13 protein-coding genes and 1 tRNA gene are annotated in these 13,336 nt (G+C 44.0%); 7 read left to right on the forward strand and 7 right to left on the reverse strand.

Features of this window, described 5'->3' with window-relative positions; genetic code table 11:
• Nucleotides 1–27: 27 nt before the first annotated feature.
• The gene (locus ACEN2L_RS09080; protein ID WP_441743361.1) at nucleotides 28–792 is read right to left on the reverse strand and encodes a siderophore-interacting protein; all 765 of its coding nucleotides are present in this window, start codon (nucleotides 790–792) and stop codon (nucleotides 28–30) included.
• 130 nt (nucleotides 793–922) lie between these two features.
• Here ACEN2L_RS09080 and ACEN2L_RS09085 point away from each other — a divergent pair, with 130 nt between their 5' ends.
• From ACEN2L_RS09085 to ACEN2L_RS09095, 3 genes are all read left to right on the forward strand, one after another.
• Complete coding sequence (locus ACEN2L_RS09085; protein WP_306021051.1) at nucleotides 923–1,342, forward strand: MarR family winged helix-turn-helix transcriptional regulator; 420 nt, start codon at nucleotides 923–925, stop codon at nucleotides 1,340–1,342.
• 170 nt (nucleotides 1,343–1,512) lie between these two features.
• Complete coding sequence (add, locus tag ACEN2L_RS09090; protein ID WP_441743362.1) at nucleotides 1,513–2,517, forward strand: adenosine deaminase; 1,005 nt, start codon at nucleotides 1,513–1,515, stop codon at nucleotides 2,515–2,517.
• A 94-nt stretch (nucleotides 2,518–2,611) separates the two neighbouring features.
• The gene (locus tag ACEN2L_RS09095; protein WP_306021896.1) at nucleotides 2,612–3,133 is read left to right on the forward strand and encodes a hypothetical protein; all 522 of its coding nucleotides are present in this window, start codon (nucleotides 2,612–2,614) and stop codon (nucleotides 3,131–3,133) included.
• 124 nt (nucleotides 3,134–3,257) lie between these two features.
• Here ACEN2L_RS09095 and metG read toward each other — a convergent pair whose 3' ends face one another.
• Nucleotides 3,258–5,303, reverse strand: a complete 2,046-nt coding sequence (gene metG, locus ACEN2L_RS09100; RefSeq protein ID WP_441743363.1) for a methionine--tRNA ligase — start codon at nucleotides 5,301–5,303, stop codon at nucleotides 3,258–3,260.
• A gap of 108 nt (nucleotides 5,304–5,411) precedes the next feature.
• On the opposite strand from metG, the gene apbC reads away from it, so the two are divergent.
• The 3 genes from apbC (at nucleotide 5,412) to ACEN2L_RS09115 (ending at nucleotide 8,122) form a co-directional block, all read left to right on the forward strand.
• Nucleotides 5,412–6,461 carry an iron-sulfur cluster carrier protein ApbC gene (apbC, locus tag ACEN2L_RS09105; protein ID WP_441743364.1) on the forward strand — a complete coding sequence of 350 codons (1,050 nt, stop codon included), beginning with the start codon at nucleotides 5,412–5,414 and terminating at the stop codon, nucleotides 6,459–6,461.
• Between the two features lie 109 nt (nucleotides 6,462–6,570).
• A complete protein-coding gene (gene dcd / locus ACEN2L_RS09110) occupies nucleotides 6,571–7,167 on the forward strand; it encodes a dCTP deaminase (protein WP_306021899.1) in 597 nt (198 codons plus the stop codon).
• An 88-nt stretch (nucleotides 7,168–7,255) separates the two neighbouring features.
• Nucleotides 7,256–8,122, forward strand: a complete 867-nt coding sequence (locus ACEN2L_RS09115; protein ID WP_441743365.1) for a BadF/BadG/BcrA/BcrD ATPase family protein — start codon at nucleotides 7,256–7,258, stop codon at nucleotides 8,120–8,122.
• Nucleotides 8,123–8,231: 109 nt separating this feature from the next.
• Here ACEN2L_RS09115 and ACEN2L_RS09120 read toward each other — a convergent pair.
• Nucleotides 8,232–8,308, reverse strand: a tRNA-Pro gene (locus ACEN2L_RS09120).
• 210 nt (nucleotides 8,309–8,518) lie between these two features.
• On the opposite strand from ACEN2L_RS09120, the gene moeB reads away from it, so the two are divergent.
• Nucleotides 8,519–9,289: a molybdopterin-synthase adenylyltransferase MoeB gene (gene moeB / locus ACEN2L_RS09125; RefSeq protein ID WP_441743366.1), complete on the forward strand. Its 771-nt coding sequence runs from the start codon at nucleotides 8,519–8,521 to the stop codon at nucleotides 9,287–9,289.
• Between the two features lie 9 nt (nucleotides 9,290–9,298).
• Here moeB and ACEN2L_RS09130 read toward each other — a convergent pair whose 3' ends face one another.
• The 4 genes from ACEN2L_RS09130 to ACEN2L_RS09145 form a co-directional block, all read right to left on the reverse strand.
• Complete coding sequence (locus ACEN2L_RS09130) at nucleotides 9,299–9,490, reverse strand: DUF4250 domain-containing protein (protein ID WP_306021902.1); 192 nt, start codon at nucleotides 9,488–9,490, stop codon at nucleotides 9,299–9,301.
• A gap of 9 nt (nucleotides 9,491–9,499) precedes the next feature.
• Entirely contained in the window at nucleotides 9,500–9,706 is a 207-nt protein-coding gene (locus ACEN2L_RS09135) for a DUF2061 domain-containing protein (protein WP_441743367.1), read from the reverse strand.
• Nucleotides 9,707–9,972: 266 nt separating this feature from the next.
• Nucleotides 9,973–12,162 carry a prolyl oligopeptidase family serine peptidase gene (locus tag ACEN2L_RS09140; protein ID WP_441743368.1) on the reverse strand — a complete coding sequence of 730 codons (2,190 nt, stop codon included), beginning with the start codon at nucleotides 12,160–12,162 and terminating at the stop codon, nucleotides 9,973–9,975.
• A gap of 339 nt (nucleotides 12,163–12,501) precedes the next feature.
• Nucleotides 12,502–13,281, reverse strand: coding sequence for a polysaccharide deacetylase family protein (locus ACEN2L_RS09145; protein WP_441743369.1), 780 nt, complete (start codon nucleotides 13,279–13,281; stop codon nucleotides 12,502–12,504).
• Between the last annotated feature and the right edge of the window lie 55 nt (nucleotides 13,282–13,336).

Below are 13,336 nucleotides of genomic sequence, written 5' to 3' on the forward strand. Positions count from 1 at the left end.
AGCGGCCTCAAATTAGCATGCTGGTGATTACAGTGGATTACGTTTTTTATCTGCGCCAAAGCGATCTGCATCCATACCTTGTTTCCAATATCCGGTGGCATGCATGGTAAGACGATTAACGTTATATTCAGTTAATAATAAACCTTTTACGGCACGCACTTGGCTTGCTTCTAAGCCCAAAAATACCTGAGTGTCGCTTGGTATATTAGCCACCCATTTTTCTACAAATTCAGTCAGCGTGAGGGACGTTTCATCTTCAACATGCCAGTGCACGTTGAGATGCTTACCAGCGTCCATCTCAATGATGTCTTCCCGAGTAGGGACCGTAACGATGGCCGTTAATTGTGCGCTGGCCGGAATAAATTTTGCGTAGCCATTGACTGCATTCACTGAGGTAAGATCTCCCACTAATAAATAACTGTTCGCGCTAAAATCAGTAAGTTTTGGCTCACCCGGTCCGGCAATACCAATATAATCACCCACTTTAGCTTGGGCTGCCCAATTGGTGGCTGGGCCTGAATGACGATTAATCACAAAATCCAGCACGAGGTGTTTGTTCACGGGGTCAAATTCACGGATGGTATACGAGCGTTTCGTCGCTTCTCGCCAGCTATTATCGCTAAAAGGCTTGCCGTCAGGTGAGAGCACTGCTTTTACATGAATACCATCTTGCTGTAAGGGGAAGTCATGTAGATCATCACCGGTCAAGACAATGCGTTTTAAATGTGGGCTCAGGGTAGTCACTGAAGCCACTGTCGTTGAACGAAATTTTCTAGTAGGGCGTTGTTGCATAATTATTAGCCTCTTGTGTTTGATTGAGTACTGCAAATGCAAGGACAACTTGCATGAAGATAATTTAGTTGATAAAGTCAATTATAAATAAATTGTTGATAAAGTCAACCAATGTGGGTGAATTAACGTGATGGGATTACGAGAAACAATTTTTGGTCTGGCGCAGATTTACCGTGGCCATATTAAAACGGCGGTGAATGCTAATGAGTTGGGCTTAAATGGCATGCATGTGCGTTGTTTACACATTATTGCTAATCAGTCGCACTGCACTGCAAATGCTCTCGTGCAATTACTGGGCAAAGATAAGGCGCAAATCGCTCGTTTAGTGAAGGATATGATTGAGAAAGGATGGTTAGTTAAACAAGCCAGCCCCAGTGATAAACGCAGTCAAATATTAACTTTGTCGGGCAGTGGCTTAGCACTCTTACAAAAAATAAGTCAGCTTGAAAAAGAAATCGAAGCGTCTTTACTCGCGGGTCTATCCAGTCAAGATGTGGCTGATTTCAAACGAATAGCTGGTTTGATGTTAAATAACTTAGCTGCATCATAAGCGAATAATTTGCGTGCTTACACGCACCAACATTGACCACAAAGTAGTACATTGGGTGCGCGAGTTACTTGCCATGCAGGCTAAGGGCATTGTTTTAGGCGCATCGTGACAGGCATAAGTTTTGCTGATTGCTCAGCACATCCTTTTGTTTCGTTACCTTGGAGTTACCCATGCAAGCATTTATCGAAAACATGCCTAAGGCAGAATTACACGTTCACCTTGAGGGCACCCTTGAACCAGAACTCAGTTTCCAGTTGGCGCAAAAAAACAATATTACCTTGGCCTACGCGACACCTGAAGCCCTTGTGGCGGCCTATGACTTCCATGATCTCCCCTCATTTTTGACTATTTATTATGCTGGGATGGGAGTATTGATGACTGAGGAAGATTTTTATCAACTGACGTGGGACTACCTCGCCAAAGCACGCTCACAGCAAACCTTATATGCAGAGTTGTTTTTTGATCCACAAGCGCACACTACCCGAGGAGTGAGCTTTGTAACAGTGATCACCGGTATTCATGAAGCGCAAATAGCGGCCAAAGCACAGCTCGGTATCGACAGCCAGCTTATCATGTGTTTTTTGCGGGACATGAGCGCGGAATCCGCGATGCAGCATTTAACGATGGCCAAGCCTTATGTTGATTGGTTGGTGGGCGTTGGTCTTGATTCAGATGAAAAAAATAATCCTCCTTCAAAGTTTAAAGCGGTATTTGCCGAGGCTCGAGCCATGGGTTTAAAACTCACCATGCATTGTGATGTAAATCAAGACAACACCCTCATTCATATGGCTCAATGCATTGATGAAATTGAGGTTGATCGAATAGACCATGGTATTAACTCTTTAGAAGATCCGGTATTGATTGGCAAAATCAAAGACAAAAAACTCGGATTGACCGTTTGCCCAGTGTCTAATCGCTTTGTGGTGCAATCTCTTACCGCTAAAGAAGTTCAAACGATGCTGGACAATCACATGTTAGTCACTATCAACTCTGATGATCCAGCGTACTTTCGTGCCTATTTGAATGAAAACTTAATAGAGTTACAAAATGAAGGGCAATTTAGCAAAGCGGATATGGCGACCCTCATTGCTAATGCTTTTAACGTAGCGTGGTTACCCTTAGAGCAAAAACAGGCCTACTTATCAATTTTAGCGGATTACGTTGAAAATAATTAAGGCTTTAATGTTGGTCAGTTTATATACAATGAGGGTGGTTAAATAAACAGCTATTGTTCTAGCGGTTTTGGGCAATTAGCTAGGAGGAACTACCATGGTACAAGCGACTACGTTAAGCTCCGCTCCTTCACGATCCTCTGGGTTTCTGTCGTTGACTGTATTGGGCGAATGGTTTATTGCTCACTTTGAAATTGTGGTACTGATACTGTGTGTGATTGGTTATCAGTATTTTGAATTTCAGCGCAGTCAACAGGCGTCCTTAATAGTCCAAGACCCTCAGCATAATGATTTCTTTTTTGTAGACTATTTTGCATTGGACAAGTCATCTGATCCAAAACACCGCTTTATTCCTTTAAAGGTGGTAGACGTTAAGGGGGACAGCGTAACATTTAAAATTGGTAATATTGCGCATTCCACGGCTGTTTCGCCTCGTGACCATATGAAATTTGACCAGGCGATGCAACGGAATTTTTATCGTCAAGGCACACTCACTTACAACAAAAATAGACTGCTTAATTTATTTAAGTCTGGCGTGATATACGATGCTAAACGGCCAAAAAATATCTATATGGACGGCTGGATTGTATTGTCGTTACGAGAGCTTAATAGCCAATAAAATAAGATAAAACCTGGCAATCGTTTAGCCAGCAGTAGCCTGTTTTGTTTGATTGTTACCTCATAAAAAAGGGCGAAGTAATCAAGTTACTTCGCCCTTTTAGTTTTACTTAGTGCATTAAGCGTTATTTAACTTTCATGCCAGGTTTAGCACCGGCGTGCGGCTCAAGTATAAACAAATCTTTTCCACCCGGGCCTGCCGCCAAAACCATGCCTTCTGATAAGCCAAAACGCATTTTACGCGGTGCAAGGTTAGCTACCATCACTGTGTGTTTACCAACCAAGTCTTCTGGCTGATAGGCCGATTTAATGCCTGCAAACACTTGTTTGCTTTCGCCGCCTAAATCAAGCTCTAAACGAAGTAATTTTTCTGCGCCTTCAACGTGTTCCGCTTTGGCAATTAAGGCTACTCGCAAGTCCACTTTAGCAAAGTCTTCAAAACTAATGGTTTCACCAATCGGGTCTTTGGCTAAAGGGCTATTGGGATCCACAGTTTTGGTCGGCTCTAGGTTTTCTTTAGAATCTTCAACCATGGCTGTAATCTTATCCATCTCTACGCGCTGCATCAGGGCTTTAAAGGGGCTAACGCTATGATCGCTCAATACGTTATTTAGGCTATCCCACGTTAGGCTGTCATTCAAAAAGACTTCAGATTGTGCGGCTAAGGTGGGCAATACTGGCTTTAAATACACCACGAGTAGGCGGAATAAATTAATGCCTAATGAACAAACGTCATGGGTAAATTGCAGTTTTTCAGGATCTTTTATCGTTACCCACGGTGCGTTGCTATCAATAAACTGATTAGCTTTATCTGCTAAAGCCATAATTTCACGGATGGCACGACTGAATTGACGTTTCTCAAACGCGTCGCTGATGCTGGTTTGCGCTTGTTGGAATTCTGCAACAAGTGCAGGCTCGAGCACATTGCTCGACAGTTTTCCGTCAAAACGTTTGTTGATAAAACTGGCACAGCGACTGGCAATATTCACTACTTTGCCCACTAAGTCAGAATTTACTTTTTGTGCAAAATCTTCAAAATTTAAATCAATGTCGCTGACTGCATCACTGGATTTAGACGCAAAGTAATAACGTAAATACTCAGGATTTAGATGGTCTAAGTAGGTACGTCCTTTAATGAAAGTCCCTTTTGACTTAGACATTTTTGCGCCGTTAACGGTCACAAAACCATGGACGTTTACGCCAGTTGGTTTTCTAAAACCAGCGCCTTCAAGCATGGCTGGCCAAAACAAACAGTGGAAATAAGTGATGTCTTTACCAATAAAATGATACAGCTCGGCGTCAGAGTCTTTGTTCCAAAACTCATCAAAATTTAAGCCTTCGGTGCGGTCACACAGGTTTTTAAAACTAGCCATATAACCCACTGGGGCATCCACCCACACGTAGAAAAACTTACCGGGGGCATTGGGTATTTCAAACCCAAAATAAGGTGCATCGCGGCTGATATCCCATTGCTGTAAGCCTTTTTCAAACCACTCTTGTAGTTTGTTAGCCATTTCAATTTGAATTGCACCGCTTTTTAACCAGTCTTGCAACATCCCTTCAAACTGTGGTAAATCAAAAAAGTAATGCTCTGAATCACGTAATACCGGTGTGGCTCCAGATACCACCGAGCGAGGATTAATCAGTTCTGTAGGATCATAAGTAGCACTGCATACGTCACAGCTATCCCCGTTTTGATCTTCTGCTTTACAGCTTGGACAGGTGCCCTTTACAAACCGGTCAGGTAAAAACATTTGTTTTTCAGGATCATATAACTGACTAATTGTACGTTGACTAATATAACCAGCGGCATTTAAGCGATTATAAACAAGCTCACACAGCTCTTTGTTTTCGTCTGAGTGAGTGACATAATAATTGTCATAATTAACATTAAAATCGAGCAAGTCTTGATGATGTTCAGCACGAGTTTGCGCCACCATCTGCTCAGGCGTAATACCAAGTTGTTGCGCTTTTAACATCACCGGCGTGCCGTGGGCATCATCAGCACACACGCTGTAACATGTATGACCGCGCATTCGTTGAAATCGGGTCCAAATGTCCGTTTGGATATGCTCTAACAAATGACCTAAGTGAATAGAGCCGTTTGCATAGGGCAAGGCACTGGTGACCAAAATTTTACGAGTGTGATGAGTTTTCGGTTGTGAAAGCATTGGTATAATTGTTTGTCTGTTAATTTAAAAGGTCGCAAATGGTAACGCTTCTACGGCATTATTGCATTACGAAAATCACGTTCTGTGGTTTAAAATCAAAGGTAGTCCATGTTTTTTAAGTCTAAATCTATTAGTGAATCTTTAAGTCAAAATATTCAGCTTTGCTTAACGACGTTTTTTAATTTACCTGATATTGATTTCTCAACGTGTTTAGCACTTGATAACAACACCTTGGTACTTACCTTGCCTTTTGCGGCAATGCAGCAACATTTGGCCCTCAAACAGCAACTTGAAGCTGTTTTGCTTGCTGACAACAGCGCTATTAAGCAGGTCGTTATTCAAACCTCTGTCACCAGTAGCCCAACCTTAGTGACTGGTATTGCCAACGTTAAAAACATCATTGCGGTCGCCTCGGGTAAAGGGGGGGTTGGTAAATCGACCACAACAGTGAATTTAGCCTTTGCGCTGCAAGCAGAGGGTGCCAAAGTAGGGATCTTAGATGCCGATATTTACGGCCCCTCGATTCCTTTGATGCTAGGTAATGCTGAGCTTAAGCCCACCAGCGAAGACCAAAAACGGGTTGACCCGTTAGCGGTACATGGCGTGGTGGCAACGTCTATTGGTTATTTTGTGCCAGCAGAAAATGCCACGGTGTGGCGGGGCCCTATGGCCAGTAAGGCGCTGTTGCAACTCCTTAATGAAACCAACTGGCCAGAACTGGATTACTTAATAGTTGATATGCCGCCCGGCACGGGTGATATTCAGTTAACCTTGGCGCAGCAAATGCCAGTGAGTGCGGCAGTCATTGTTACCACGCCACAAGATTTAGCGTTGGCCGATGCGACTAAAGGCATTGCCATGTTTAATAAAGTCAAAGTGCCAGTATTGGGCATTGTTGAAAACATGAGTTTTCATGTGTGCAGTCAATGTGGTCATCATGAAGCGATTTTTGCTGAACACGGCGCAGAAAAACTTGCCGCTGCATTTACCTTGCCTCTGTTGGGTCAGTTGCCCCTTGATATTAAAATTCGACAGCATGCTGATGGTGGCAAACCTTTGCAATTAAGTGAGCCGCAGCACGCCCTAAGCTTGGCTTATCAACAATTGGCACGAGAAACCACTAAAGCCCTATGGCTAAAGTCATTTAATCAGGTTTAAAGGCTTGAAGTTGGCTTGCTAAGTGGGGCTGAACAACGCAAACTTACGGCCAAAATAAAAGGTGCCGGACAGGTGCATATTTTAACTACAGTAAAACGAGCAACAAACTATGCGTTTATGTGACAAAGACATTTATCGGTACATGCAGGAGGGGAAAATCACCATCAGCCCTGAGCCTGGCTACAGTGAAATCAGCGGTGTGACTGTGGATATTCGTCTGGGTAATAAATTTCGTGTATTTGAAAGCCAGCACGCCCCTTATATCGATTTAAGTGGGCCAAAAGCTGAAGTGCAAGCAGCTTTGAACGATGTCATGAGTGATGAAATTGAAATTGCTGCGGATAAATCTTTTTTCTTGCATCCCGGTGAACTTGCTCTTGCGGTGACCTTAGAATCGGTCACGTTGCCTGCGAATATCGTTGGTTGGTTAGATGGACGATCATCCTTAGCTCGATTGGGCCTGATGGTGCATGTCACTGCACACCGGATTGACCCCGGCTGGTCGGGTAATATTGTACTTGAGTTTTATAACGGGGGCCGTTTACCGTTAGCGCTTAAACCAGGCATGAAAATTGGTGCACTTAGTTTTGAATTGATGTCAGATTTTGCCGATAAACCCTACAACGCAAGGGTTGATGCCAAATACAAAGGGCAATCTGGCGCCACGGCCAGTCGTATCAGTGCCGACGACAAAAGCGCCGATTAAGCGCTTTTAATTCGGTATTTCCAAGGCTTATCTTTTGTATCAACCTATGTTTGGCGACCTTGTTTTGTCATGTTTTCAGGAGTGAACCGTGCAGCCTCATTATTTTATTGGCATTGATGGTGGCGGTACAAAGTGCAAAGCATTACTGCAAAACAGTTCGGGCGACATTATCGGTCAAGGATTAGCGGGTTCGGCGAATCCTGCAACACATTATGGTCTCGCCATTGAATCGATTACTCAAGCCTGTGAGCGGGCTGTGTTAGATGCGCAATTGTCTGCAAGTGCTTTACGCTATTGCCACGTAGCAATGGGCTTAGCCGGGGTGAGTTTGCCTAGCGTCAAAGATAAAATGCTCTTATGGCAACATCCTTTTGCCACGATCAAAATCACCAGCGATTTACATATTGCCTGTTTAGGTGCGCACAACAGCGAAGAGGGCGCTGTCATTATTTGTGGCACAGGGTCTTCTGCATTTATGGTTCATCAGGGCAAACACGTTCAGTTAGGAGGTCACGGTTTTACCACTGGCGATAAAGGTGGCGGTGCTTGGATTGGAGTAAGCGCTACTCGTCTGTGTTTAGAAGCCATGGACGGCTTGTCTGAATCCAGCCCTTTGGTTGATGATTTGAAACAGCAATTGGGCTGTCAAACAAGCAGCGCAGTAGTTGAACAGGTAAATGGTGCCCCTGCGGTATTTTTTGCGGGTTTAGCGCCTTTGGTAATTGCCGCACTTGAACAGCACGATGCCATAGCAGTAAGGGTTATACAGGAGGGGGCGGATTATGTGAGTCGATTGGCCCGACGTTTATTGAGTGAAGGCGCAAAAAAAGTCGCCCTTATTGGTGGTCTCGCACCCCATATCAGCCCATGGTTGGCTAACGATGTTCAACGCTGTTTAGTTCAGCCTTTGTACGAGCCTGCTTTTGGGGCATTGATACTCGCCAAAAAGCGCTAAGCCTTCACGGGCTTATTTTGAGTTTTGCTTAACTAGTAGTGCTTTATAAATCGAAAAATAACAAGGAAGTGCTAACGTAAAACGAAGATTTACTACTGGGAGAAGTTAATGGTCGGTGTGATAGGATTTGAACCTACGACCCCTTCACCCCCAGCGAAGTGCGCTACCAAGCTGCGCTACACACCGACCGAAGACGCGCAGTTTACTTAATTTTATCCGCAATGCAACGGCTAATCGCCTATCTAGGTTCAAATGTCTAAATGTTGAACAAAATACAGCACATTAAAGCTTATCAGAAAAGGATTCCTAGTTTGTATGCCGCGTAAATTAAGCTCAGCTTGTTGTTTTGCAGGACAAATGTTAAAAATCATTCATAAGTCGATTTAGGGTATCCCTATGAAATCTGAGCAACAAAGCCCTCATTTAAATCAAGAACAAGCCATGCGGTATAGTCGGCAAATCATGCTGCCAGGATTTGATTTGGAGGGCCAAGAAAAACTTCTTGCTAGTCGTATCTTACTTATCGGTGCCGGTGGCTTGGGTTGCGCTGCGGCACAATACTTGGCAGCCGCTGGCATAGGGCATATCACCATCGTTGATGATGATAAGGTAGAGCTCAGTAATTTACAGCGACAAGTCTTGCATTCAGAAGCGACCCTTGGGGTCAATAAAAGTAAGTCAGCGCAAGCCGCCCTTAAACGTCTGAATCCGCTGTTATCAGTCGATACTTTCGTTAAACGTATGGATGATGCAAAACTCAGTGAGCAAATTAATCTGCACGACCTTGTGTTGGATTGTTGCGACAACCTCGAGACCCGCCAGCAGTTAAACCAACTGTGTTTCACCGCTAAAGTGCCACTGGTATCGGGCGCAGCGATTCGTATGGAAGGGCAGGTGTGTAGCTTTACCCAGCGCGCAGAACACGCTTGTTATCAATGTCTAAGTGCCAGCTTTGGTGAGCAGAACTTAAGCTGCATGGAAGCGGGAATAATGTCGCCGGTGGTGGGCATCATTGGCGCCATGCAAGCGCTTGAAGGGATCAAAATTCTAAGTGGTTTTGGTGAGGCTTTAACCAATAAATTATTAATGTTTGACGCCATGACCAGTGAATGGCGCAGGTTCACGCTAATGAAACATCCTCGCTGTGCGGTATGTGCTGCTACATAAGCTACAAGCCTAACGAAATTGATTTAGGCTTGCTTGGTACGCGTAGTGTGCTTTATTCAATTTGCTTTCTAGCAGTGTTTGATTCAGCTCAAAAGACTGACATAAACGTGGTAGCGAAGTGAAATCATTACGTAACTTCATATTCACGATACTGAGTAAAATATGCACATCCATAGACTGTATTTGTTGATTTGTAAGCATCAAGCACCCTTAAACGGTCTGCACGTCATCATGTATTTTTAGGTTTTTATCCGCCCAAATTTTTTCGTGAATAACGTATGCTACGGTGTTAATGGCTGGCTCAACCATGGCAATTAAACCGCCAATAAGTGGGCTGCCAGTCAGCAGCCATGCCACCGAAAAAGCCACGGTAAAATGGGTGATTGCGAAAGTCAGTGTCTTCATTCCAATTTGCATGTTGCTTTTTGCGCCTCTTGATCATGTATCTGAAGTAAGCAGTGTAGCGTGTTGGGATTAGAAATAAATTGAATAGATTAGATTTTTCTAATCGTTTTTATTGATTTATCAATGGATACTGGATGTAGAAGCTGAAATACGATTATAAAAAATACACTCTCAAGTAGCAGGTAAAGCGCGTTTACTCACCCAAACAGAACAGCAAGAAGCGTCGACCTGATAGCTGTTCTGTACCTTATCAGGTCGACTTTTTCTGCGTTTAAACCTTATTTACTACGTTGTAATTTCTCAAATAAATAAGTGTGTTGCAGGGCTAAGCGTTTAGCCGTTTCTTTTAAATTAGCCGCGGCTGAATGGCCACCGTCGATGTTTTCATAATACAAAAAGGCATGGCCTTGGTCTTCCATGCGCTTTGCTGCTTTACGAGCATGGGCAGGATGGACGCGGTCGTCTTTGGTTGATGTGATAAAAAACACCTCAGGGTAGTTCGCCTCAGGATCAATATTATGATAAGGCGAGATACTGCGTAAAAAGGCCCCTTCAATTGCATCATCTGGATCGCCATATTCGCCCATCCATGAAGCACCAGCTAACAAGGTGTGATAGCGCATCATATCAAGTAGAGGCACGGCACAAACCACAGCATTAAAAAGGTCAGGGCGCTGGGTATACATAACTCCCATCAACAAGCCGCCGTTTGAGCCACCTTCAATACCAAGATGTTGAGGTGAAGTGACGTTTTTAGCGATAAGATCTTCCGCTACAGCAATAAAATCATCGTAGATGTTTTGACGTTTGGTTTTTAAACCCGCTTGATGCCACTTAGGTCCGTATTCACCACCACCACGAATATTCGACAGCACGAAAACGCCGCCACGCTCTACCCATAATTTACCGCGAGTTGCAGAATAAGTGGGGTTGAGTGATACCTCAAAACCACCATAGCCATACAATAGGGTAGGATTAGTGCCATCGAACTTGATGTCTTTTTGACGCACAACAAAATACGGCACTTTGATGCCATCGGTAGACGTCGCAAAAAACTGTTCGCTGACCATGGTGCTGGCATCAAACCAATTAGGTAGCGACTTAGCTTTGGTTTTTTCACCTGTTTGCGTATTGTAAACATACAGCGTATCCGGTGTTAAAAAGCTCTCTGAAGAGATAAAAGCAATGTCCTCCTTTTCATTGGTACTGCCAATTGACACTGAACCATTCACTGGGAAATCCAATTTTTTAGATGTCCATTGTTCACCATTGAAATCAAATTCGTAGGCGGCACCGGTTACATCGCGGTATATACTCAGCAATACCTTAGATTTGGTGGTACCAATATTTTCGATAGAGGATTTTTCGTCTGGCTGATATACGAGGTTGACGTTCTCAATCTTGCCGTCTGCCATGAAGTCGTCAATGGCAAAACTGACCAATGTACCGGACGCAAAGTCACGCCAGTCTTCAGCTAATTTGACGATGATTTGCCCTTTAAATTCGCCCGAAATGGAAGACTGCAGGGGTAAGGGAAGTTTTTTGCCAGGCGCGATCGTACCATCTGGATTTTGCGCAAACCAATAGGTTTCACTGTCGTAAAAGGTAATGGCACGAGTGGTAAATATCTCATGACGACCGTCAGAGAGTTCCCATACACTGGCCCAGTAACCTACGTCAGTTTGTTCTCCGCGGCCAATTTCGGTTGCGCTATCCATACTTGTGCCGCGCTGCCACAATTTAGCAAGCATTGGGTAGCCAGAATCAGTCATCGTACCTTGACCAAAATCCACGCCCACCACCATGGTATTTTCGTTCAACCACGTCATGCCACCTTTTGACTCAGCGGTAACAAAGCCCTTGTCGATAAATTTGCCCGTACTGGTATTAAACTCTCGGCGCACAACGGCATCTTTACCGCCGTCAGATAAGTTAACCATACATCGCACATAGTCAGGAGCTAAGCAGTCAACACCTTTATAGACCCAGTTTTTTTCTTCAGCTGCCGCGAGGGCATCGATGTCTAGTATGGTTTGCCATTGGGTGTTAGCGCTTAAGTAACTTTCTAAGCTTGATTTACGCCAAATACCGCGCACGTGTTCAGCATCTTGCCAAAAATTAAAGACCTCGCCCGCGCGATAAGACACATAGGGGATTTTGTCTTTGCTTTGTAAAATGGATAATGCTTCACTTTGCAATTGCGTAAACAACGGATCGGCCATCAGTTTATCAAGGGTACGGGTATTCCAATCTTTTACCTCAGCGAGAGCTTTGTCACCCAATACTTCTTCAAGGTAAAGGTGGTCGGCATCGGTTTGGCCGGGTGTGTTGTATTCAAGCATGTTAGTTTGAGGTATTTGGGTCATTGTTGTTTCACTTGTCGCATTATTATCGGTAGCTGGGGTGCAAGCACTTAGCGCAATGGCGGAGACTAAAAACAACGCTTTTTTATTATTAATGGTGAGCATAAATTCTTATATAGCAGTTAAACACAGGCCTTATATAAACAAAGAATTATGACCTTAGCAAGAGTTCGCCCTACTCACTGGGACACCCTCTGTAAACTTATTTAAGCGCCTACGATATTTTAGGTTCACGGGCTATTGGCGTACTGACATCCATGCAATCCGAAAAACCGCAATGTATTGCAATGAGCAAAGGAGTGCTTTGTCGCGAAGCAGTGCTTTTGTCATTTTTAAAAGCAGTTTTCAGCTAATCACTCCTTTACAAAGCGGCTCCACAGACGTCGTATCAACTTGGAGGATACCTTTTAGCAAAGCGATGACATCACTGCACGTAACGCACTGTCAGCCCTGGTGTTTATTTTTTGCCAACATGATATTACGGTAGGTATCCACCCAATATTTATCTTTGTTAGCCGCTAAATAATCCAAAAACTTGGCATGTTCTTCGGTTGTGGTGACCAGATGATCTCCCCCTATGCCGTGGAACAATACGTTGATTAATTTGATGTTTTTAGGCTGTTTTTCAATAAACGCAATAATCTCCTCAGCACTTATTTCACTGGGACCGATTAAGGTGGCAAAGCTCGGATCTTCTGCGCTTTTTATCCCAATAAACTGCTCTTTGACCGCTTCAATATAATTGCCGTCTCTGGCTTGTTGGTCGAAGCAAGGTGGGGTTAGGGTATGCACACTGTGTCCGTCCATTGCCGTAAGAAGGGTGTTGGCCACGCTTATTTCGTTGATCATGGCTTTGACGCTTTTATCTTCTAGGGCATTTGCTGGGTCTACCCACTGCCGACCAGGCTGTGAGCGGATACAAGAGTGAAACAACGTATGATTACCCAGTTCATGCCCTTGTTGGGCTAACGCCTTCCACTCGTCAATTCGATTTTTAAACGCCTCCGATAGTGGAACGACGTAAAACGAAGCTTTTAATCCTCGGCTATTTAGGGCGGGTAGGGCGTTGTCAAGTTGGCTATTTAGGGCATCGTCGTAAGATAAACTAATGGCTACCTTGTTACCTTCTGGCCATGAATTCGCGGCGTTTAAGTTGCAAGCGAAGAAGCTGAGCAAGGTAACGTTGACCAGTAATACTTTGGTGGTAAGGCGCGTGAATATCATAGTAACTCGTTGACTCATTAATAAAAAAACGGCACCAGTGTGCCGTAATTTTATT

The sequence above is a fragment of the Flavobacterium sp. W21_SRS_FM6 genome (assembly GCF_052119645.1).
GTDB lineage: Bacteria > Pseudomonadota > Gammaproteobacteria > Enterobacterales > Alteromonadaceae > Paraglaciecola.